Genomic DNA, 21134 nt, shown 5'->3' on the forward strand with positions numbered 1-21134 from the left:
AACAACAGGGCACAACCGGTCCCTCCAGTGTAGGCGAACGTCGCCGCGTTGTCGGCTCGGCATCCGCCTCGCCCGGCTGCGGAATTCGCCACCAGTGTCAGGAACGAACCCCAACGCAATGGCGCGGGCGTCGCATTGTTGGGGTTCGTTCCTCGCCCCAACCTACGGGTTTGCGTTTGATTCAACTGAAGAGCGATTCCCCATGCGGCGTATCAATATCAGCCACGTCACCGAGTACCGGTTCCCCACCCCGGTCTCGCTGCTACCCCATCGGTTGCTGTTGCGCCCGCGGGAGAACCACAACGTCAGGATTGAATCCTCACTCCTGGAGATCGTTCCAGCCCATACCGTGCAATGGAAACGCGACGTGTTGGACAATTCGGTGGCGCTGGTCAGTTTCACCGAGCCGGCCGATCGGCTGCACATCGCGAGCCGCGTGGTGATCCAGCACTACGAGGACAACCCCTTCGATTTCCTGCTGGACGACTCTGCCGTCACCCTCCCCTTTGACTATGCGCAGGAGGATGGGATCGAACTCGCACCCTTCCGGCAGGTGGTCTACCCGAGCGACCAGCCGGCCGTAGAGGACTGGCTGGACGGCCTGGGCCTGCGGGAGCCCATGGAGACCTTCGCGCTGTTGGACCAGATGAACCGCGCCATTGCCGGCGGGTTCCAGTATCAGATGCGGGAGGAGCCTGGCGTCCAGTCACCAGCACAGACGCTGGAGTACAACAGCGGTTCTTGTCGCGACTTTGCGGCCCTCTTCATGGAGGCATGCCGCCATCTGGGGCTGGCCAGCCGCTTCGTCAGCGGCTATCTGCACACCCCGGACAGCGACGCCGGCAACGCCGCCACCCATGCCTGGGGCGAGGTCTACCTGCCCGGGGCCGGGTGGAAGGGCTTCGACCCCACCAGCGGCGAGGTCGCCGGCAATCACCACATTGCGGCAGCCGTGGCACGCCACCCGGAGGCGGTGCCGCCGGTCGCGGGCAGCTACCTGGGCCGGCCCGATCAGCACCCAACGCTGAGCGTGGCGGTATGTGTCAGTGCGCTCCCGGCCTGAGTTTCAGTATCGCGACGACCGGCAGGACAACCGCTTCAACCCTCAGGAACCCACATGACCCCCAACGAGATTTTCGAGGCACTCGCCACCGCCGGCCCCGGCCGGTTCCCCCGGACGGCACTGATCGCGGCCGTTGAGCAGCGCGAGACGGTCACGCCCTTGTTGCTCGACGAACTGCGCCGGCAGCTCGACGCCGAGTTCGAGCCGGCCTTCGCGACCAAGGACTATTGGCGTCACATCTTCGCGCTCTACCTGCTGGCCTATTTCCGCGAGCCGGCGGCCTATCCGCTGTTCGTGCAGATGGGTACCTTGCCCGGCGAGACCTTGTTCGACGCCATCGGCGACACGGTGACCGAGGGCTACAAGGGCCAATTGGCTGCCGTGTGCCACGGCGACACGCGCGGCCTCGAGCGCCTGATCGAAGACCCCACGCTCAACGAGTACGTCCGAACCGCGGCCATCGGTGCGCTGGAGGTCCTCTTTGCCATCGGGGAGCTTGATCGCGACGCGCTGCAGGATCGCCTGGGCCGATTTGCGCGGCGCTGGCTGGACGAAGCGGAGGCCGGGGAAGCGCCCACAGACGCGACCGCTTGGGTCTGGGCTACCCTAGTCTGGCTCGCCGCCGCCATCGACGCGCAAGCGCTGGTCCCACTGGTCCGCCGAGCGTTCGAGCTCGAGCTGGTAGACACCTGGTTTGCCGGGGGTGCGGAGCGATTCGAGCAGGTCATGGCGGAGCACCGGAACCACCCACAACCTTACGAGCCATCGCACGGAGCCAGGCTGCCCGGACACCCGGCGGACGAGTTGGCGCGCTGGTACTGTTTTCAGACCCCGGTGGAGCCTAAGCCTACGAATCCCGACCGGCACCCGGTTGTCCGTCAGGTGCCGTTGCGGGCAGCCACGAAGGTGGGCCGCAACGACCCTTGTCCTTGCGGCAGTGGCAAGAAGTACAAGAAATGCTGCGGGGGCTGAGCGGCGCGAAATAGCCCCAGCCGCCAGCGCCAGCGTGGCGGATCGCCCTGCGGGCATCTGCCCGCCGGTCCTCTCGACAGATCAGGCCCGGTCGATGGCTTCGGAAAGCGAAATTCTATCGCGCCGTCGGTCTTGTCGGTGCCGCTCAGGATGGGCTTGGCCGTGGCCGGGTCGAAGCCTCATCGTTCGCGGTTAAACGGATGGTCGTCGCGGGGTGGAACCGGGCGCCGCGGTCGAGGCAATGGACTTGGCATGGTGTCCATCGAGACAGTCCCCGACACCCCTGCGCAACTCAATGATAGTCCGGGGATGCCGGCGCACTACCCCGGAATCTCCGCGAGTTCCCCGGGGCTGCTCCTGGATTCCCCTGGGACTCAACTTTGAAACCCTGGATAGTTCCGTGACTCCCCCGAGGGCGTCGCGGAGTCCCCCGAGGTATCGACGGACTCCCCTGGGGTCGGGGTTCGCCGAAGGATGATGCAAAATATTGTTTTATATTATTTTTCATGCTCTTCCGCGAGTCGTCCGCGGACTCCCCCGAGGACTCCGTCCCCTCCCTGCCAGACTCCGCGGAGTCCCCCGAGCATCAGCCGGCCACGGACCCGCGCTTCCCGGAGTCCCCGGAGGACGGCGGCAACTCCCCCGCCGGCGTCACTGAGTCCCCTGCGGCCTCTGCGGAAGGCCTATCCGACGCCGCCCGTGCCCTGCTCGCCTTCAAACAGAGTCGGCTACGCGACTGGTGGACATCCGAACATGGTTCCAAGCCCCGCAAACGTCCAATGTGGGCCGGTGGTGTAACCCACCAGCAATAACCCGCCGTACCCAGCCGCAGGCGGTTCCGTCATGTGTGATAGTGGCAATGGCGAGTACCTGCCGTGGGTGTAGTTGGTCTCGAAGGCGCCCCACAGGAACGCCATATATTGCTGCTCCTTCGGGCTCTTGAAGGAGAGTGGCAGATAGGCGCCCAGTTCCATGGCTTCTTCCATGGCTCACGCTTCCGTCGGGGCCGGCTCATCCTCCCCCCAGAGGCGGGCCAGCGTGGCCTGAATCTTCTTCTCGAAGCGGGTGATCAACTCGCGGTTGGCGTCGACCAGCGCCTGCTCGGCCTCGATCTCGGCCACGATGGCTTGCTGGACCGCAAGGGCTGGAAGCGGAAACTTTCGCACCTCCATTCCGCCCTTGGTCGCATGCATCATCGCAATTCCATTACCTTCAGACTTGATCGTCTCGGAATCCGCCGCCAGAAGGTGAAAAAGGAATCGCTTCTCGATTGCTTCGGTCGTTTCGATCTTCCAAATGTGATAGTGGTAAATGGCGCGTGGGCCTTCCCAGATCCGAGGCCCAAATGAAGCTGACCAAGCATATAGAAGGTCGCCTGCGTTGCAGTACTTGTCCGCCTCTAACTCCAAATCGGAGTAGTACCAGTTTCGGTTTGAAAAGAAGTTTCCAACACGCAGGACCGGAGTCGGTCCCTCGCTGAGAAGCTCGTCTTGTTTATAGGCACGGCCGTTTATGAGTCGCGCGACAGTGCGGAGCTCCACGAATGGCCAGTCGGGGCGGATCTGGATGTGGGGGCGGTAGTTGTCGAGAACGGCGCGGGCTCCGTCGATGACTTTCTGGTAGCACTCAATCTCCGCCACGATCTCCTTCTGCACCTCCAGCGGCGGCAGGGGGATCTGGAGCGACTCAACGTCTGTCTGATTGATACTCGGGTAGGCTCCCTTCCCAGCCATTCCAACCATCTGATCGACCGACCTGTCGTCACGCAACACAATGATGAGAAAGCCCGGAAGCAATCGATCAGGTTTGGCTCGCAGCACGGCGAAACCAGTTGACGCAACAGCCCTCTCGGGAACGTCGGTCAGCAGGGCGAAGGCTTTCAGATTTGGACGAACCGTAGACATCAGGACGTCGCCCTGTTTCACCGACCTGCGGGCGCGGCTTGGCGCTTCATCTGTCGCAGTCTTGTTCGGGCCGAGGAACTTGCCCGACTTGTTTTCAACGCAAGAGATGTCAATGTAGTTGAAGTGAGCGTTGGGATATAGCTCCGCAGGACTCGCGGTTTCAGGATTGATTTCGCAGACTTCGTTCAGCGTAACGTGAGGAAATTCAGACAGCGTCGCCGCCCCATCCCGATACCTCTCCCCGCTGAGGTTATAGTCACCATTCGCAGCGATCTTCTCTTTGGAGACGATCAGCCCGAGCCCCTCTGCGATCAAACTATTTAACATGGATGAAGAGGATGTACAGGATGAATCTTTCTTATCCTCTTCATCCTGTCCATCGATGTTAAACCACTCCTTTAGCGCCACTGCCACCCGCGGCAGATCGTTCTGGTCGATGGCACGGCGTTGGGCGCCGAGGCCGAAGCCGTCATTAGCTACCTTGAAGAAGGCAATGTGATGGGCGCGCCTCGCCAGCGACCGATCAAGGATCAGGATCGATGTCTTGACGCCGGAATAGGGATTGAACACCCCCGCCGGCAGTGAGACGACGGCGACCAGGAAGTTCTCTACCAGCATCTTGCGCAGTTGGATGTAGGCCGTCTGGCTCTGGAAGATGATGCCCTCCGGCACGATGATGCCGGCGCGGCCTTGGGGCGTCAGGTGCTCGGCCATGTAGTCCACGAACAGCACCTCGCTGCGCTTGCTCTGCACCGAGAAGCGTTTGTGCGGCTTGATACCGCCCTTCGGCGACATGAAGGGGGGGTTGGCGAGAATGACGTCGGCGTAATCGTTCCAGCGTTCCTGGCTGGTCAGGGTGTCGTATTCGAAGATGTGCGGGTCGGTGAAACCGTGCAGGTAAAGGTTGACCAGCGACAGACGCACCATATCGGGCGAGATGTCATAGCCCTTGAAGTTCTGCGCGAGCCGCCCGCGTTCGTCGGGAGTGAGGGTGCTGTTACCGTCCGCGTCGGTGTTCGCCTTGAGAATGTGCTTCCACGACGAGATCAGGAATCCGGCGGTGCCGCATGCGGGATCGAGTACGGTCTCGTTCTTCTTCGGGTCGAGGACGTCGACGATAAAATCGATGACGTGGCGCGGGGTGCGGAACTGCCCGGCGTCGCCCTGGCTGCCCAGCACCGAAAGCAGATATTCGAAGGCGTCGCCCAGGCGCTCGCTGTGGTCGTACTCGAATTCGTCGATGATCTTCAGGAACGCCCGCAGGGTCTCCGGGTCGCGATAGGGCAGGTAGGCGTTCTTGAAGATCTCGCGGAAGAGCGGCGGGATACCAGGGTTCTCCGGCATCTTGGCGATGGCCTCGGCGTAGAGATTCAGGGTCTCGTGGCCACCCAAACCGGAGCGCATGAGTTTGGCCCATCCGTAGCGGGCAAAATCACCAGCGAAGAACTTGCGGCGGCCACCCAGCTCCTCGGCCTCGGCGTCCATGTCGTCCATGAACTTGTAGATCAGCGCGATGGTGATCTGCTCGACCTGGCTCTTGGGGTCGGGCACCTTGCCCACGAGGATGTCGCGAGCGGTGTCGATGCGGCGTTTGGTATCGGTGTCAAGCATGGGGATCTTACATACATGGATGAAGAGGATGGACAGGATAAACTCTTTTCATCTTCATCCTGTTTATCCTGTGCATCCATGTTCAAAATCCTTACTTCGCGTGAAACGCCTGTACTCCAGCTTTGGGTTACCGAAGTTGATCAACAAACCGTTATCCATGTCGATTCTCACGCGGCAAACTGGTTCAAGGAGACGTAGTCCTTGATGTAATCGGGGATGAGCGCACGGTATTTGGGCGGCACGGCCTTGAAGTCGCGGGTCGAGAACATCGGGTTGGTCGCCAGGTCGGTGAATTGGCGGCTGTCGATGATGTCGCGGACACGGCCGCTGGTGGCATAGGCCTTGAAGAAGGTCTTGATGGCCGGAATGGCCGCTGCCTCATCGGGCTTGCGGTCGGCGACGAACTTGGCGAACTCCTCCTCCAGCAGTTCGTCCCTGGACTTGAAGCGGGGGATGAGACCAAAGACCTTCTCCAAGATCTCCCGCAGGGTCAGGCGGCGGTCGACGGCGGCGGCCTTACGCAGTTTGTCGAGGGTGTAGTATTCCTCTGGCTTGTCGAAGACCTCGCGGTTCACGTAGTCAATGACTTGGTCCCACTGGCCCGCTTCGACGGCGGCCACGATCGCGGGGTTCTCGCGGATGTTGTCCTCGAATTTCTCGAAGAACATGCGGTCGATCTTCATGCCCTCGGCGGTGATCTGCTCGACCCGGAGCGAGGCGATGATGTCACCGCCCAGGTGCTCATAGGTGCCGCCGACAGCGACTGGGCCAGTGCCGCCTTCACACCCCATGCCTTGGGGACGCGGGAGTTTCAGCACCTCGTCGTAATTGAACTCGGTCTCGAAATACTCGCAGTTGGCAAAGAAGTCAAAGAGCTTGAAGGCGGTCTTCTCGGGTTGCAACACGCCGTCTTTGACGCTCTCGTCGAAGAGTTGATCGAGAAAATTGTGCTTGCGCGTGCCGCGTCCCTTGATCTGAATGAAGTCAGTGGGCGAGAAGATGGGGCGGAACAGGCCGAGATTGAGGATGTCGGGACAATCGTAGCCCGTGGTCATCATACCGACGGTCACGCACACCCGTGCCTTACTGGATTTGTAAGCAGGTACGAAGTTACCCGAGCCAAGCAGGCTGTTGTTCGTGAAATTGATGGTGAACTGCTGGGCATCAGGAATCTGCGAAGTCACTTGGACGGCAAAGTCCGACTGGTACTTGCCGGGAAATAGGCGGTCTGCCATCTGATTGAGGATCTGGGTCAATTTGGCAGCGTGGTTCTGGCTGACCGCAAAGATGATCGACTTGCCGATTTCGCGACTGACCGGATCGCGCAAGGCATTCTCCAAGAAGGTCTTGCAGAAAAGCTGGTTGGTGGCGTCGGAGAAGAAGCGCTTTTCGAACTGACGCTGCTTATATGACTCTTGCTGGTCATCGCCCGTGTCGTCCGTAACGGAGACCACAAAGCCTTCTTCGGAAAGCAGCTCGGTGGTTATGTCGGTGCGGGCATCGACCACCGTCGGGTTGACCAGAAAGCCTTCTTTCACGCCGTCGAGCAGGGAGTAGCGATACGTCGGTTGGCTGTTTTCGCAGCCAAAGGTCCGATAGGTATCGAGCAGCAGGCGGCGCTCGGCTTCGCGCGGGTCGCGTGTGGTCGGATTGGTGCTGTCGAACCGTTTGAGGTAGTCGCGGGGGGTGGCGGTCAGGCCCAGTTTGTAGCCGATGAAATAGTCGAAGACGGCGCGGGCATTCCCCCCGATGGAGCGGTGCGCTTCGTCGGAGATCACCAGGTCGAAGTCGGTCGGCGAGAAGAGCCGCTGGTACTTGTTGTTGAAGAGGAGCGACTGTACCGTGGTGACAACGATCTCTGCGCGCCGCCAGTCGTCGCGGCTGTCCTTGTAGATGACGGTGTGAAAGTCGGCGGATAGCAGTGCCGAGAATGCCTTCTTGGCTTGATCCTCCAGTTCGAGCCGATCCACCAGAAAAAGTACCCGTTGGGCGTTGCCGGTGCGCAAGAAGAGCTTGATCACCGCGGCGGCAGTCAGCGTCTTGCCGGTGCCGGTCGCCATCTCGAACAGAAAGCGATCCAGGCCCTCGCTGACGGCTCGTTGCAGAACATGGACCGCTTTGAGCTGGTACAGCCGCAGGAAGCGGAGCTTATTGACTTTGATGTAGTCGGAGCGCTCCGACTCGTTGAGCCAGGCTGCCTCGGACCGATAGGTCGGGCGCTGCGTCAGCACGATGTAGTCCTCAGCCACCGGTTCATCAATGAGGCGCTGCGGGTTGGGCCTTACCTTCTGGTAACCAATGACAGAGTCGGGGGTGGGGAAGGACGTAATGACGTAAGGGTTGCCCCGTTCGAGGTCCCAAAAATAGTGCAGGTTGCCGTTGGAGAGGATGACAAACCGGCAGTTCAGAGACTTGGCGTATTTGCGGGTTTGCTCCTTGGCGCTCAGGGGATTCTTGTCCTCGGCCTTGGCCTCCAGAACGATCAGCGGGAACCCCAAGGGATTCAGCAGCAGAAAGTCGATAAAACCCTTGGTGGCCTTTTCGAAGTTGTCGCCAAGGGCGTCCAGGTCGGACGCCTTGATCGTCACGCAGGGTTCAAGGCGAATGTTGGCGGGCCGGCCACCTTCCGCAAAGAAGCGCCAGCCGGCGGCTTCAAGCAGCTTGTTGATTTTGATGCGCGCTGTTGCTTCCTTGGGGGGCACTGCGGTCCGTCTCCTTTGGTGGTTGTCGATGGGTGTGCTAGCCGAGGCGCGTCGGCGTTGAAACCACTCGCCTTGGGTGTGAGTCTCACCTGATCATAGACCTGTTGCAAGCCTTGCTGCCCAGCCTGGGGGACATAGTAATTTAAATCAGTGACATACCACGAAAGTAGCTCGTTGTTAGCTCCCCCGCACCCGATGGCCCAGCCCCGCTCAGGCCGATCCGCCAAAAACCTGCTTGGGAAGATAGTGGGAAAGTAGGGGACGTACCACGAAAAAAGCTCGCCATCTTCTCGTTCCCACGCTCCAGCGTGGGAATGCCATGCGGACGCTCCGCGTCCGCCTATGGCACTGCGGAAAGGCACTGCCAGATCTTTGCGGCAGGGGCAATCGGACTACGCTTCCTCCCCCATTCCTAGACCGTCTGCCCAACGTCCGCCAACTCCCGCTCGGCTTGCTTGCGCTCCTCACCGGCGGGCCCGACGCTTTCATGAACCCGCCGCTCGGCGATCTGAAAAGCGCACCGGCAGATGCTACCGGTCAAGTAGGTTGACATTGCCGCCCATCAGGGGCTAGCGTTCCAATGCAAACACATGAGGAGCCGACCATGAGTGCGTGTCCACAACCGCGGCCGACCTTGTACGAACAGCTTGAGGCCCTGCCCGAAGGACTCACCGGGGAGATCCTCAACGGCCAACTCTATGCCCAGCCGCGCCCCAGCGGCCCGCATGGTTTCACCGCGTCATCGCTGGGATATGACCTGATCGGGCCCTTCCAGCGGGGCCGGGACGGTCCCGGGGGCTGGTGGATCATCGACGAGCCGGAACTTCACTTCATCCACAACGCCGAGGTCGATGTCCCCGACCTGGCGGGCTGGCGCTGTAGCCGATTGCCGCTGATTCCCACTGATCATCGCTTTACCGTGGTGCCGGATTGGGTCTGTGAGGTCCTGTCGCCGTCCACGGAGAGTAAGGATCGCGACGTCAAGATGCCCATCTACGCCCAGTTCGGGGTCGCCTACGCCTGGCTGATCGATCCGCGTGCGCACACCCTGGAAGCCTACGCGCTGGATGGTGGGGCATGGCGCGAAATCGGGCGCTTCGCGGGCGGCGCGCGGGTCGCGGTCCCACCCTTCGAGGCGGCAACGATCAGTCTGGATGACCTCTGGGCACCGACTTAGCATCAAATGTAGGTGCGACTGAAGTCGCACCTACATCCTATTCGACGATGACGGGTATCAGGCTTGCCGGAAGTCGCCCTAGACCTTGACCTCCTGTCGCAACGCCGCCAATTCCGCCTCCACCTCGGCGTCCACCTCCATCTTAAGAAACTCCCGCTCACTCTCGCTGTACTCGCCGGAGAGTTCAGCGCGTGCCTCCATCCGCGCCTCCATCTCGCCGACCTTGTCCGCCATACGACCGAAGGTGTGATCGAGATCCAGTCCGACCTGGAACCGGTCGCGGACCTGATCCATCTGATCGAGCGCCTGCGAGGCCCGTTGCCGGGCGACCAGACTGCCCTTCTTGAGCCACGCCTCGGCGAGCTTCGCCTCCAGAGCGCGCAGTTGGGTCTTGATCCGCTCGCTGGTCCCCCGGGCCGACTCCCAGGATCGTTGCAGGTTGGCGACGATCCCGTCGTGCTCCTTCTTGCGCAGCAGGGCCTCGCGCGCCAGGGCCTCGTTGCCGGCGGCCAGCGCGCGGCGGGCGCGTTCATGGCATTCGCCGGCCTGGCGACGCTGGCTCTCGAGTTCCTTGGCCAATAGCTTCTCACTGGCGAGGGCATCGATCGCGCCCTCCCGGGCGCTGTTGATGTTCTCCTCCATCTCCCGGATGAGTTGCTTGATCATGCGTTCCGGGTCCTCGACCCGGTCCACCAGATCGTTGAGATTCGCGGCAATGACATCGCTGATACGCTTGAACATACTGGCCATGGAGCACCTCGAACGAGTGGGAACAGACAGGAAATGTCGAGACATTGACTTTAGTTCAGACGCATGGCCGCTGCCAACAGGCACCGGACGGGGCAGCCGCGACGCTCACGCGGGATTTGCAGGGCCGGGGCGGGATCGGGTACCTTGATCGGCTTACCACGCGCCCCAGGAGGCGGTCCGCCGGGCCGCCTCCCCACCAACAGAGAAGTACCTGCCATGCAACCCGTCCTGAAGTCCGCCAAACTGGCCAATGTCTGCTACGACATCCGCGGCCCGGTGATGGCCCGCGCCAGCCAGATGGAGGAGGAGGGCCACCATATCATCAAGCTGAACATCGGCAACCCGGCCGCCTTCGGCTTCGAGGCGCCGGACGAGATCGTGCGGGACGTCATCCACAACCTGCCCAACGCCTGCGGCTATGCCGAATCCAAGGGGGTCTTCGCCGCGCGCAAAGCAGTGATGCACTACACCCAGGAAAAGCAGATCCGCGGCGTCCAGGTGGGTGATATCTATATCGGCAACGGGGTCTCCGAGCTGATCGTGATGACCATGCAGGCGCTGCTCGACACCGGCGACGAGGTGCTGGTACCGGCGCCGGACTACCCACTGTGGACCGCCGCCGTGTCGCTGGCCGGCGGTGCCCCCTGCCACTATCTGTGTGACGAGGGTGCGGGCTGGCTGCCGGATCTGGACGACATCCGCGCCAAGATCACCCCGGCCACCCGCGCCATCGTGATCATCAACCCGAACAATCCGACCGGCGCACTCTACCCGGTGGACTTCCTGCTGGAGATCGTGGAGATCGCCCGCACCCACCAGTTGATCATCTACGCGGACGAGATCTACGACAAGGTCCTCTACGACGGCGCCACCCATACCTCCATCGCCTCGCTGGCGGACGACGTGCTGTTCGTGACCTTCAACGGGCTGTCCAAGAACTACCGCGCCTGCGGCTACCGCGCCGGTTGGGCGATCGTGTCCGGCGAGAAGCGCCACGCCCGCGACTATATCGAGGGGCTGGACATCCTCTCCTCCATGCGGCTGTGTGCCAACGTGCCGGCCCAATACGCCATCCAGACCGCGTTGGGCGGTTATCAGAGCATCGACGATCTGGTGGCGCCCCATGGACGCCTGTGTAAGCAGCGCGATCTGGCCTGGGAGATGCTGACCGCCATCCCCGGCGTTACCTGCCACAAGCCCCAGGCGGCCCTGTACCTGTTCCCCCGGCTGGACCCCAAGGTCTACCCCATCCTCAATGACCAGCAGTTCATCCTGGAACTGCTGTTGGATGCAAAGGTCCTGCTGGTGCAGGGCAGCGGCTTCAACTGGCCCCACCCGGACCATCTGCGCGTCGTCTTCCTGCCCAATACCGACGACCTGCAAGAGGCCATGGGACGGATCACCCGCTTCCTCGATGGTTACCGCAAGCGGCACGGCGGCTGATGCTGCCCCAAGGTCGAGCGGAGTTAGAATCGACCCACCCCAGACCGCGCGACCCATCGCCCATGCCCGACCTGCACGACCTCGAACTGCTGCTGCGCTCCGCGGCCCCGATCATCCTGATCGAGTCGGTCGAGGAGCCGCGGGTGGTGACACTGTTTGCGCAGCTCGCGCTGCGCCTGGCGCAGCCGGCCTATCGCTGGTCGGTCACCGATGGTCTGCGGCGCATCGAGTTCGACCCAGAGCCCGAGCAGCGCCTCACCGACCCCACCCAAGCCCTACGCTATCTGCGCGCCGGGGCGCAGACCGGGGTCTATCTGCTGCTCGACTTCCATCCGTATCTGGACAATCCGCTGCATGTGCGACTGCTCAAGGAGATCGCCCAGGGGTATGAGGAACACCAGCGGACCCTGGTCCTCGTGAGTTATGCGCTCGCCGTCCCGCCGGAGTTGCGGCACCTGTGCGTGCGGTGCAACCTGCACCTGCCGGATCGCAACCGCATCCTGGCACTGATCCGCGAGGAGGCCCACGCCTGGAAGCAGAGCGGCGCCGGCAGCGTGCATGCCGTGCGGGAGGCGATCGACCAGCTCGCCCAGAACCTGCTCGGTATCACCGAGTCCGACGCCCGCCGGCTGATCCGCAACGCCATCCGCAACGACGGGGCCATCACCGTGGAGGACGTGGCGGAGGTGAAGCGGGCCAAGTACGAGCTGTTGAGCCCCGGGGGCACGATCAGCTTCGAGTACGACACCCGCTCCTTTGCCGACGTGGCCGGGCTCGCCAACCTCAAGGCGTGGGTGGAACGGCGCCGCAAGCCCTTCCTCGACCCTGCCAGGACCAAAGATTACCCGCGCGGCATCCTGCTCTTGGGCGTGCAGGGCGGCGGCAAGAGCCTGGCCGCCAAGGCGGTGGCCGGGTGTTTTGGGGTGCCGCTCCTGCGCCTGGACTGCGGCGCGCTCTACGACAAATACATCGGTGAGACCGAGAAAAACCTGCGCCAGGCGCTGGCCAGCGCCGACCAGATGGCTCCCTGCTGCCTGTGGATCGACGAGATCGAAAAGGGCATCGCGATTGGCCCGGAGGACGAGGGGGTGGGGCGGCGGGTTCTGGGCACGCTGCTGACCTGGATGGCGGAGCGCAACACCCGGGTCTTTCTGGTGGCCACCGCCAATGACATCACCCGGCTGCCGCCTGAACTGGTCCGCAAGGGGCGGATCGACGAGCTATTCTTTGTCGACCTGCCGGACGCCGACGTCCGCGCCGAGGTCTTCGCGATCCACCTGCGCAACCGCGGGCTGGACCCGGCCGGCTTCGACCTCCCGCGCCTGGCGCAGGCAAGCGAGGGCTTCACCGGGGCCGGAATCGAGCAGGCAGTGGTCTCCGCCCTGTATGCAGTGGACGCAAGCGCCCAACCGTCCGGCCGGGCCACCCCGGACACCAACGCACTGCTCACCGAACTCGCGCGGACCCAGCCGCTGTCAGTGGTCATGGCCGAGCAGATCGAGGCACTGCGTGACTGGGCGCGGGAGCGCTGCGTGCCGGCCCACGGGCCCATGGCGTCGGCAGCGGCCGCGTTACCGTGAAAGTCGCGCCGGGAGCGCGCTCCACTTCCCCTCCCCTATTGGGGGAGGGGGAACGGCCAAGGCGCCCGCCACTTTCATCGTTCGGGGTGGTGCGGGCGCCATGGCCGTTAGCGGCGTATCATTGGGAGACGGGGGCGGGCCGGTGGAACCTGGACCTTGAATCCCCATATTGAACAACGATTCGAGCCCTGCTGTCGCTACCCCAGATATCCTGCTCCGAGACGCCGCCTATGGAATACAAGGACTACTACAAGACCCTGGGCCTGGCCCGGGATGCTACCCCGGACGACATCAAGCGCGCCTACCGCAAGCTGGCCCGCAAATTCCACCCGGACGTGAGCAAAGAACCGAACGCCGAGGCCCGCTTCAAGGAGATCAACGAGGCCCAGGAGGTCCTCAAGGACCCGGAGAAGCGCGCCGCCTATGACGCGCTCGGCAACAACTGGCGGGCCGGTCAGGACTTCCGCCCGCCCCCGGGCGGCCCGGGTGGGGCGCGTCAGGGGTTCAACTTCAGCCCGGACGAGGCGGCCGATTTCAGCGATTTCTTCTCAAGCCTGTTCAACCGTGGCGGCGGGGCCGGGGGCGGCGCGCCGCGCAAGCGCCGCGGCCAAGACCAGACGGTGCGTATCCAGATCGACCTGGAGGACGCCTTCCATGGCGCCACCCGCCAGCTGCGCCTGGAGGTCCCGGAGATGGGCGCGGACGGGCGCGCCATCAGTCACGAGCGCACCCTCAACGTGCGCATCCCGGCGGGGGTGACCCAGGGCCGACAGATCCGCTTGAGCGGCCAGGGCGGACCGGGTATACACGGCGGACCGGCCGGCGACCTGTATCTTGAGGTCGATCTCAAGCCCCACCGGCACTTCACCGCAGACGGGCGCGATGTACAGTTGCGACTGCCGATCGCCCCCTGGGAGGCCGCCCTGGGGGCGACCATCCCGGTGCCGACCCTGGGCGGGGCGGTGAATCTCAAGATCCCGGCCGGGTCTCAGACCGGCAAAAAGATGCGCCTGAAGGGGCGCGGGCTCCCGGGAGAGCCGGCGGGCGACGAGATGGTGGTCCTGGAGATCGTGGTACCGCCCGCCAAGACCGAGGAGGCGCGGCGGGTCTTTGAACACATGGCGGAGCAGTTACACTTCAACCCGCGAGCGGACCTGGGGGTCTGAGACCATGCTACAGAGCGAGACACGCATCGAAGGGATCGTCCTGGACGAAGGCCTGGTCGTTACCCTCGCGGAACTGACCCAACTGTGCGGCTCGAGCGGCCGCACCCTGCAACTCATGGTGGGCGAGGGCCTGCTGCGACCGCAGGCCGGGGCCGCGCCGGGGGAGTGGCGCTTCGACGGGGTGGCGGTGCAACGCGCCCGCCGGGCGCTAAGACTGCGCCACGACCTGGAACTCAACCTGTCCGGCACCGCCCTGGCGCTGGACCTGCTCGATGAGCTGGAGGCCCTGCGCAGACGCATCCACGCCCTGGAGCACCAGCTTGGGGGGCTGAGCTAGTACCCGGTTCCACCCGATGTTGCTTGTCGACCCCAACGGGGTCGAACATACCAGCCCAGGGCAACGCCCTGGGTATGAAGGTATATTTGAGGGAGCCTAGCCCTGAAAGGGCGTGACATAACGACGCAGGGCCGTATGTCACGCCCTTTCAGGGCTAGGCTGAACACGATGCTATCCCAGGGCGTTGCCCTGGGCTGATATGTCGTGCCCCTTCGGGGCTTGGCTGGTCGCAAGACACGATCGAACGCCCTACTAACCCTTGCGCGCTTTCAGCAGATGGACGCTGAAATAGTGCAGCGGATCGAGCCAGACCTTGTCGCTGTCCCAACCGGCTTCCCAGGCCAGCTCCTGGAACTCCTGCGGCGAATACTTATAGGAGTTTTCGGTGTGGATGGACTCCCCCGCCTTGAACTCGAATCGGCGGTCAGCGACTCGCACACACTGGTCGCGGCGGCTGACCAGGTGCATCTCGATACGCCCGCGTGGCTCGTTATAGAACGCATGGTGGCTGAAGCCGTCCAGCTGCACTTCAGCCGCGAGCTCTTGCCGAATCCGGCGCAGCAGGTTCAGATTGAACGCGGCCGTCACCCCGGCCGCGTCGTTATACGCGCGATTGAGTACCTCCACCGACTTCTTGGTATCGATACCGATCAGCAAACGTCCCTGGGCACCGGCCTTGTTGCGCAGGTCCGAGAGAAACCCGATCGCCTCCACCGGGGAGAAGTTGCCGAGGCTGGAGCCGGGATAAAAGAAGATGCGGCCAGCAACCGGTATCTCGTCCGGCAGCGTGAAAGGCTGGGTGTGATCGACGCAGACCGCGTGGATCGGCAGATGAGGATAATCGGCTGCCAGGCGCTGCGCCGAACTGCGCAGATGCTCAGCGGAGATGTCCATCGGCACATACATCGCGGCAGATGCACGATCGAGCAGAAACCGCACCTTACGGCCGCAGCCCGCCCCGGGTTCGATCAGGGTGCGGCCGTCGAGCGCCAGACTGCGCATGATGTCCGCGGCATGGGTTTCAAAGATGCTGCGCTCAACCGCCGGGACATAGTATTCAGGCTGCTCGCAGATCTGCGCAAATAACCGCGACCCCTCCTCGTCGTAGAAGAACTTCGGCGGCAGCTGTTTGGGTGACCCGGCGAACCCCGTCATGACACACTGGCGCAGGTCATCGGATTGCGGATGGTAGTCGTGAAATTGCAGGTTCATCATGCGACTCCCGGGTCACAGGTCCGCGGCCAGACGGATACCGCAGAAGGGCCAGCGCTCATGGGGATAGAAGAAATTGCGATAGCTGGCCCGCATATGATTCTGTGAAGTCGCACAGCTGCCGCCGCGCAGCACCATCTGATTGCACATGAACTTGCCGTTATATTCCCCGGCAGACCCCGCCAGCGGCCGGAAACCCGGATATGGCAGATAGGCCGATCCGGTCCAGGTCCACAGGTCGCCAAACCACTGCCCGTCGGGGGCGGCCGGCTGCGGGTGCAGGAATCCCTGATCGAAGAAATTGCCGCACAACGGCTTCTGCGCGAGCACGACCTCCAGTTCTGCCTCAGTGGGCAGACGCTGTCCGGCCCAGCGGGCGAAGGCCTCGGCCTCATAGTAGCTGACGTGACAGACCGGCGCGTGCAAGTCGAGCGCACGCCAACCGCCCAGCGTCATCTCCAGCCAGCCGTCCGCCTCGTCACGCTCCCAATACAGTGGGTGTCGCCAGTCATGGCGACGGCTGTGTGCCCAGCCATCGGACAGCCACAGACCCGCCTGGCCATAACCGCCGGCGGCGATGAATTCAAGGTATTCGGCATTGGTCACCAGACGATTGGCGACACGGTACGGCGGCAGATAGACGCGATGACGGGGGCACTCGTTGTCGTAGCCAAAGCCCGGGCCGGCATGACCGATCTCGTACAGATCGCCCGCCTGCTCATGCCATTGCACCGGGGCCGTCGCGGCGACCTGGCGGCGCGGCAGGTCGCCGCGATACACCGGCTTGAGCGGGTTGACCGAGAAATTGGCCTTGATGTCCATGCACAGCAACTCCTGATGCTGCTGCTCATGGTGGATGCCCAGTTCGATGAATGACAATACGTGGTCATCCGGGGTGCGCTCAAGCCGGTCGCACAGCGCCTCCATCGCGTGATCCACCGCGCGGCGGTAGCGATACACCTCCTCCACCGCCGGCCGCGCCAGATGACCACGCTGCTCTCTGGGATGGAATTTGCCGATCGACTCGTAATACGAATTGAACAGTCTGTCAAAACCAGGAAATTGCGTGCAATAGCCGTCGTGGTACGGTTTGAGCAGAAAGGTCTCGAAGAACCAGGTCACATGGGCCAGATGCCATTTCGGTGGACTGGCCTCGGGGCAGGACTGGGTCTGGTAGTCCTCGATCAGCAAGGGCGAGCACAGTGACTCGCTCACCTGCCGCGTGGCCAGATACCTCTGGCGTAGCGACCATTCAGCAGTTAGCGGGGTAGCAGCCATCGGACCTCTCGCTGATGATGGTGAAAAACACACCCAATCGTTCGCCAGAGTATCCGCCCCCACCAACCGTCAGTCAACGGGCTGAGCAAGCGAGACCGCGCCGAGATTTCGCCATGGCCCTCATGCCTCCTAATAGCTGACATGACAGACCGGGCGTGCAGACGGAAGGCCGCTCAGCGCCAGGATCAGGGGGGCGGACAGGCCGCGCGGGCGGTCGGGCATACCGCTTGCCAAGCGCAGGTATTATCGCCTATATTCACTATTTAAATACCCCCTCACCACCCCTGCGGAGCCGCTCAGATGCCCGGTTTACGCCTCATCGACCACGGCCCGTTCCCCGCCGCACCCACCAGCGGTCGTCCACCGTCCCCTCCATGGGGAAACAATCCCCTCGCGAGAGCGTAACCTGCCACGCGGATGATCCTGGCCCGGCCCGACCGGCCAATCCCGCGTAGACAGACCGCGCCCTTGAGTTCCCCCGCGTGTGCCTTCCCCACACGAATAGAATGAGGAGCGTCCCAATGAAGTCGGTTACCCTGTCCCGGTTGCGGTCGTTGACCCTGCTGGCCCTCGTGGCGTGGTGCGGCATCGCCCTCGCGGCGGATGCCCACGTCGGTGCGGCGGAGGCCGCGACGGCCGCCCCCATCCCCCTGGCGGAGCTCGGCCAGCGCGCCGATGCCCAGCAGCCCGCGCCGGCGCCGGTCCTGACCGGCGACCAGGCGACCCTCGCCGCCCCCCTCCAGGCCCTGCGGGGCGAGCTCGACCCGGCGGGCCTGACCGTTGAATCGACCTCGGCCAGCGAGGGCGGGGGCCGCTTCCGGCTGACGCCCACGCACCTCGGCAAAGGGGGGCGCCCGTGTCCCTGCCTGCCGGCACCGTCAGCCTGCGCGGGCCGGCCGTGGTCCTCGAGCGCGGGCCGCTGACGGAGATCCTGACCGCCTCCGGCGATGGACTGCGCCAGGACTTCGTGGTGGAGCAGGCACCCGCCGGGAAGGAGCCGCTGACCCTCACGCTGGCCCTGGAGGGCGCGACCGCCAGTGCCGCACCCGCGGGGGTCGCACTGACCCTGCCGGGCGGGCGCCAACTGAGCTACCACCGGCTACACATCACCGACGCCGCTGGCCAAGTGGGACGGTAGCGCCTGGTCGGCCCTCGGCAGCGGCCTGGGTAACGGCTCCGGGGCTCATTATGTCAACGCCCTGGCGGTGTCCGGCAGCGACCTCTATGTCGGCGGCTGGATCACCAGCGCCGGCGGCAACGCGGCCAACCGGATCGCCAAATGGAGCGGCAGCGCCTGGTCGGCCCTCGGCAGCGGCCTGGATAGCACTGTGAACGCGCTGGCGGTATCCGGCAGCGACCTCTATGTCGGTGGCAACTTCACCACCGCCGGCGGCAGCCCGGCCAATGACATCGCCAAATGGGACGGCAGCGCCTGGTCGGCCCTCGGCAGCGGCGTGAACAACGGGGTCAGCGCTCTGGCGGTGTTCGGCAGCCACCTCTATGTCGGCGGCGGCTTCATCACCGCCGGCGGCAAATTCTCCCCCTATGCCGCCGCTGTCAACCTCATCCCCAACAATTTGGACCTGTTACTGCCTAGTCGCGGAGGTTGGCGGGCGATTCTTGGGCAGTGATTCAATCCCAACACTGGATAAGCGAGCGCGCGCGGGGACCGCGCGCTCGCTAGCGATCCTCGTAGCGATAGCCGACCCCATAGACCGAATGCACCAGCTCCTGCTGCGGCAGCAGCTCTTGCAGCCGACGGCGCAGCTTCTTCACATGGCTGTCGATGGTGCGGTCTGAGACCACCCGGTGGTCCCGATAAATCCGCTCCATCAGCCGCTCGCGCGAGAAGATCCGACCCGGGGCCTGGTGCAGGGTCGCCAGCAGGGCGAATTCAACCGCGGTCAGCTCGATCTCCCGACCCGCGGCGCGCACCCGCAGGCGGTCCGGGTCCAGGGTCAGGGGGTCCGCGGCGACCGGGTCAGACGTGGTCCCGGCGCCGGGCGCCGCCCCGGAACTGCGTCGCAACACCGCCTTGACCCGCGCCACCAACTCCCGCGGACTGTAGGGCTTGCACACATAGTCATCGGCGCCCAGCCCCAACCCGAGCAGGCGATCGATCTCCTCCACCCGGGCGGTGGTCATGATGATCGGGACCTGACTCTCGGCACGGATCTCACTGCACAGGGTGAGCCCGTCCTTGCCGGGCAGCATCAGGTCCAGAATGATCAGGTCCGGCGCCTGGGCACGCACCCAGTCCAGAACCCCCAGCCCCTCAAAGCACAGGTGGACGGCGAAGCCCGCGGCCTTGAGATAGTCCGCCACCAGGGTGGCCAGACGCTCCTCGTCCTCGACGATCAGGATCAGCTGTGGGCTATTCATGGGCATCACTCAGGTAGGCAGCTCAATATGGATCCACAGTCCGCCGGCGGGGGCGGCGGCGGCACGGATAGCCCCCCCGTGGGCCTCGATCACGTTCTTGACGATGGCCAGCCCCAGGCCCGCCCCGCCGGTTTGGCGACTGCGCGACCCCTCCACCCGGTAGAGCCGATCGAAGAGCCGCGGCAGTGATTCGGGCGGGCAGCCGGGGGCGGTGTCCTGGAAATCGAGCGTGACCTGACCGGGCGCAGCGTCCAAACGGACGGTCAGCCCCCCGCCGGCATCGGTATATTTTAGGCTATTTCCCAGGAGGTTGCGGATGGCCTGGGAGAGGCGATCGAGGTCGGCGCTGAGGATCACCGGCCCCGGTGCCCGGTCGTCCAGTTCCAGGCGCAGTCCGGCGGCCACGAAACGGGGGCGGAAGGCGTCCAGGTCAGCCGCCAGCAGCTCGCGCAGATCGGTCTCGACCATGCGGTAGCTCAGTGCCCCCAGGTCGGTGACTGACAACTCGTGCAGGTCCCCCACCAGACGGCCCAGGCGCAGCACATCGGCGTGCAGCGCGTCCACACCGGCCCGGTTCAATGGCCGCACCCCGTCCTGCATGGCCTCCAGTTCCGCCCGCAGGAGTGAGATGGGGGTGCGCAACTCGTGGGCGATGTCAGCCACCCACCGGCGGCGCGCCTGTTCGTTACCCTCCAGGGTCGCGGCCAGTGCATTGAGGTTGCGCCCCAGGCGGGCGAGCTCGTCGCGGCCCTGCACCGTCACCCGGGCACTGAAGTCACCGGCGGCGAGCCGCCGCGTCGCCTCCTGGATGCGGCGCACCGGCCGTACCAACCAGCGCGACAGGGGGGAGGCCAGGGCGGCGGAGACCAGCAACATACCGAGCGCGATGATCCACAGCCGGCTGCCCTGGCGAGACTGGAACTCAATCTCCGGCAGGTCGGTCAGGGGCGGGCCGGGCAGGATGGCGAGGCTGCCGATCGGGTGCCCATCCAATTCCAGAGGGCGGCGCCTGGCCCCGGCCAGCCGATCCGACTGGCCATAGATGACGACCCCGGCGGCATCGAGCAGCATGAGGCGCAGCTCAATCGGGGGCGGCCGCTCGCGCTCGCGCAGGTGATCCAGGGCAGAGCGGGGCGGCCAGACCCCGGGCTCTGCCAGGGCGTGGCGCACCCAGGGCGGCGGGCGGTTGCGGCGGGGACCTTCGGCCGCCCCGCCAGGTCCCGGCTCGCGACCCAACACCGCGTCGCGCCCGAGCTCGTGCCCGATGAGGATCGCGACCCAGCGACGCGGGTCGGTGCGCAGCGCCTCCCAGCCGCCGTCCTGGGCATAGACCATGGTCAGCCGCTCAGCGATCTCCGCGATGCGTTCGCCCTCGCGGGCGTCCGCCAGCTCGATGAGCCCCTGTTGCAGCGACCAGCGCACGAAGGCATGGGTGCCGATCACCACCAGCAGGCAGGCCAGCAGCAGGGTCAGGAAGAGTTTGGCGCGGATGGACAGGGCCATGGGTCTGGCGGGCAGCCGCCGGGGTCAGTGTCAGGCGTGAACGGGTACCACAGA

At 64.3% G+C, this 21134-nt stretch carries 19 protein-coding genes; 10 read left to right on the forward strand and 9 right to left on the reverse strand.

The window, feature by feature from the left end; translation table 11 throughout:
- The first annotated feature begins 202 nt into the window (after window positions 1-202).
- Together QZY44_RS05105 and QZY44_RS05110 are read left to right on the forward strand one after the other, a co-directional pair.
- On the forward strand, window positions 203-1063 hold the full coding sequence (locus tag QZY44_RS05105) for a transglutaminase family protein (RefSeq protein WP_295443148.1): 861 nt from the start codon (window positions 203-205) through the stop codon (window positions 1061-1063).
- A gap of 54 nt (window positions 1064-1117) precedes the next feature.
- The gene (locus QZY44_RS05110) at window positions 1118-2035 is read left to right on the forward strand and encodes a DUF1186 domain-containing protein (protein WP_295443151.1); all 918 of its coding nucleotides are present in this window, start codon (window positions 1118-1120) and stop codon (window positions 2033-2035) included.
- Between the two features lie 728 nt (window positions 2036-2763).
- Here QZY44_RS05110 and QZY44_RS05115 read toward each other — a convergent pair.
- The 4 genes from QZY44_RS05115 to QZY44_RS05130 all read right to left on the reverse strand — a co-directional run bounded on the left by QZY44_RS05115 (window position 2764) and on the right by QZY44_RS05130 (window position 8805).
- Window positions 2764-3021 carry a hypothetical protein gene (locus tag QZY44_RS05115; protein WP_295443153.1) on the reverse strand — a complete coding sequence of 86 codons (258 nt, stop codon included), beginning with the start codon at window positions 3019-3021 and terminating at the stop codon, window positions 2764-2766.
- Between the two features lie 3 nt (window positions 3022-3024).
- Window positions 3025-5550 (reverse strand): N-6 DNA methylase, encoded by a 2526-nt coding sequence (locus tag QZY44_RS05120; protein ID WP_295443156.1) that lies wholly within the window; start codon window positions 5548-5550, stop codon window positions 3025-3027.
- A 167-nt stretch (window positions 5551-5717) separates the two neighbouring features.
- Complete coding sequence (locus QZY44_RS05125) at window positions 5718-8252, reverse strand: DEAD/DEAH box helicase family protein (RefSeq protein ID WP_295443159.1); 2535 nt, start codon at window positions 8250-8252, stop codon at window positions 5718-5720.
- A 412-nt stretch (window positions 8253-8664) separates the two neighbouring features.
- Window positions 8665-8805, reverse strand: coding sequence for a hypothetical protein (locus tag QZY44_RS05130; protein WP_295443162.1), 141 nt, complete (start codon window positions 8803-8805; stop codon window positions 8665-8667).
- 51 nt (window positions 8806-8856) lie between these two features.
- Here QZY44_RS05130 and QZY44_RS05135 point away from each other — a divergent pair, with 51 nt between their 5' ends.
- Complete coding sequence (locus tag QZY44_RS05135; RefSeq protein ID WP_295443165.1) at window positions 8857-9429, forward strand: Uma2 family endonuclease; 573 nt, start codon at window positions 8857-8859, stop codon at window positions 9427-9429.
- A gap of 78 nt (window positions 9430-9507) precedes the next feature.
- On the opposite strand, the gene QZY44_RS05140 is transcribed toward QZY44_RS05135, so the two are convergent.
- On the reverse strand, window positions 9508-10179 hold the full coding sequence (locus tag QZY44_RS05140) for a PspA/IM30 family protein (RefSeq protein ID WP_295443168.1): 672 nt from the start codon (window positions 10177-10179) through the stop codon (window positions 9508-9510).
- A 216-nt stretch (window positions 10180-10395) separates the two neighbouring features.
- On the opposite strand from QZY44_RS05140, the gene QZY44_RS05145 reads away from it, so the two are divergent.
- The 4 genes from QZY44_RS05145 to QZY44_RS05160 all read left to right on the forward strand — a co-directional run bounded on the left by QZY44_RS05145 (window position 10396) and on the right by QZY44_RS05160 (window position 14705).
- Window positions 10396-11622 (forward strand): pyridoxal phosphate-dependent aminotransferase, encoded by a 1227-nt coding sequence (locus QZY44_RS05145; protein WP_295443171.1) that lies wholly within the window; start codon window positions 10396-10398, stop codon window positions 11620-11622.
- A 62-nt stretch (window positions 11623-11684) separates the two neighbouring features.
- Window positions 11685-13202: an AAA family ATPase gene (locus QZY44_RS05150; protein WP_295443174.1), complete on the forward strand. Its 1518-nt coding sequence runs from the start codon at window positions 11685-11687 to the stop codon at window positions 13200-13202.
- Window positions 13203-13432: 230 nt separating this feature from the next.
- The gene (locus QZY44_RS05155) at window positions 13433-14368 is read left to right on the forward strand and encodes a DnaJ C-terminal domain-containing protein (RefSeq protein WP_295443177.1); all 936 of its coding nucleotides are present in this window, start codon (window positions 13433-13435) and stop codon (window positions 14366-14368) included.
- Window positions 14369-14372: 4 nt separating this feature from the next.
- Entirely contained in the window at window positions 14373-14705 is a 333-nt protein-coding gene (locus QZY44_RS05160) for a chaperone modulator CbpM (RefSeq protein ID WP_295443179.1), read from the forward strand.
- 252 nt (window positions 14706-14957) lie between these two features.
- Here QZY44_RS05160 and egtD read toward each other — a convergent pair whose 3' ends face one another.
- Window positions 14958-15917, reverse strand: coding sequence for an L-histidine N(alpha)-methyltransferase (gene egtD / locus QZY44_RS05165; RefSeq protein WP_295443182.1), 960 nt, complete (start codon window positions 15915-15917; stop codon window positions 14958-14960).
- A gap of 15 nt (window positions 15918-15932) precedes the next feature.
- Entirely contained in the window at window positions 15933-17195 is a 1263-nt protein-coding gene (gene egtB, locus QZY44_RS05170; protein ID WP_295443185.1) for an ergothioneine biosynthesis protein EgtB, read from the reverse strand.
- 521 nt (window positions 17196-17716) lie between these two features.
- Here egtB and QZY44_RS05175 point away from each other — a divergent pair.
- The 3 genes from QZY44_RS05175 to QZY44_RS05185 all read left to right on the forward strand — a co-directional run bounded on the left by QZY44_RS05175 (window position 17717) and on the right by QZY44_RS05185 (window position 18826).
- A complete protein-coding gene (locus QZY44_RS05175; protein WP_295443188.1) occupies window positions 17717-18118 on the forward strand; it encodes a hypothetical protein in 402 nt (133 codons plus the stop codon).
- Window positions 18094-18333: a hypothetical protein gene (locus QZY44_RS05180; protein WP_295443191.1), complete on the forward strand. Its 240-nt coding sequence runs from the start codon at window positions 18094-18096 to the stop codon at window positions 18331-18333. The genes QZY44_RS05175 and QZY44_RS05180 overlap by 25 nt, the downstream gene beginning before the upstream one ends.
- A gap of 67 nt (window positions 18334-18400) precedes the next feature.
- A complete protein-coding gene (locus QZY44_RS05185; RefSeq protein ID WP_295443194.1) occupies window positions 18401-18826 on the forward strand; it encodes a hypothetical protein in 426 nt (141 codons plus the stop codon).
- Between the two features lie 49 nt (window positions 18827-18875).
- Here the strand turns inward: QZY44_RS05185 and QZY44_RS05190 are convergent, their stop codons facing one another.
- Together QZY44_RS05190 and QZY44_RS05195 are read right to left on the reverse strand one after the other, a co-directional pair.
- Window positions 18876-19577, reverse strand: a complete 702-nt coding sequence (locus tag QZY44_RS05190) for a response regulator (RefSeq protein ID WP_295443197.1) — start codon at window positions 19575-19577, stop codon at window positions 18876-18878.
- Between the two features lie 9 nt (window positions 19578-19586).
- Window positions 19587-21080 (reverse strand): ATP-binding protein, encoded by a 1494-nt coding sequence (locus QZY44_RS05195; RefSeq protein ID WP_295443200.1) that lies wholly within the window; start codon window positions 21078-21080, stop codon window positions 19587-19589.
- Between the last annotated feature and the right edge of the window lie 54 nt (window positions 21081-21134).

Source organism: uncultured Thiodictyon sp., from assembly GCA_903837595.1.
In the GTDB taxonomy this organism is placed as follows: domain Bacteria; phylum Pseudomonadota; class Gammaproteobacteria; order Chromatiales; family Chromatiaceae; genus Thiodictyon.

What these genes read in the sequence shown, in the direction of transcription:
- QZY44_RS05105 (WP_295443148.1), top strand. Translation starts at nt 203, where the DNA reads ATGCGGCGTATCAATATCAGCCACGTCACCGAGTACCGGTTCCCCACC.
- QZY44_RS05110 (WP_295443151.1), top strand. Translation starts at nt 1,118, where the DNA reads ATGACCCCCAACGAGATTTTCGAGGCACTCGCCACCGCCGGCCCCGGC.
- QZY44_RS05115 (WP_295443153.1), bottom strand. Translation starts at nt 3,021, where the DNA reads ATGGAAGAAGCCATGGAACTGGGCGCCTATCTGCCACTCTCCTTCAAG.
- QZY44_RS05120 (WP_295443156.1), bottom strand. Translation starts at nt 5,550, where the DNA reads ATGCTTGACACCGATACCAAACGCCGCATCGACACCGCTCGCGACATC.
- QZY44_RS05130 (WP_295443162.1), bottom strand. Translation starts at nt 8,805, where the DNA reads ATGTCAACCTACTTGACCGGTAGCATCTGCCGGTGCGCTTTTCAGATC.
- QZY44_RS05135 (WP_295443165.1), top strand. Translation starts at nt 8,857, where the DNA reads ATGAGTGCGTGTCCACAACCGCGGCCGACCTTGTACGAACAGCTTGAG.
- QZY44_RS05140 (WP_295443168.1), bottom strand. Translation starts at nt 10,179, where the DNA reads ATGGCCAGTATGTTCAAGCGTATCAGCGATGTCATTGCCGCGAATCTC.
- QZY44_RS05145 (WP_295443171.1), top strand. Translation starts at nt 10,396, where the DNA reads ATGCAACCCGTCCTGAAGTCCGCCAAACTGGCCAATGTCTGCTACGAC.
- QZY44_RS05150 (WP_295443174.1), top strand. Translation starts at nt 11,685, where the DNA reads ATGCCCGACCTGCACGACCTCGAACTGCTGCTGCGCTCCGCGGCCCCG.
- QZY44_RS05155 (WP_295443177.1), top strand. Translation starts at nt 13,433, where the DNA reads ATGGAATACAAGGACTACTACAAGACCCTGGGCCTGGCCCGGGATGCT.
- QZY44_RS05160 (WP_295443179.1), top strand. Translation starts at nt 14,373, where the DNA reads ATGCTACAGAGCGAGACACGCATCGAAGGGATCGTCCTGGACGAAGGC.
- egtD (WP_295443182.1), bottom strand. Translation starts at nt 15,917, where the DNA reads ATGAACCTGCAATTTCACGACTACCATCCGCAATCCGATGACCTGCGC.
- egtB (WP_295443185.1), bottom strand. Translation starts at nt 17,195, where the DNA reads ATGGCTGCTACCCCGCTAACTGCTGAATGGTCGCTACGCCAGAGGTAT.
- QZY44_RS05175 (WP_295443188.1), top strand. Translation starts at nt 17,717, where the DNA reads ATGAAGTCGGTTACCCTGTCCCGGTTGCGGTCGTTGACCCTGCTGGCC.
- QZY44_RS05190 (WP_295443197.1), bottom strand. Translation starts at nt 19,577, where the DNA reads ATGAATAGCCCACAGCTGATCCTGATCGTCGAGGACGAGGAGCGTCTG.
- QZY44_RS05195 (WP_295443200.1), bottom strand. Translation starts at nt 21,080, where the DNA reads ATGGCCCTGTCCATCCGCGCCAAACTCTTCCTGACCCTGCTGCTGGCC.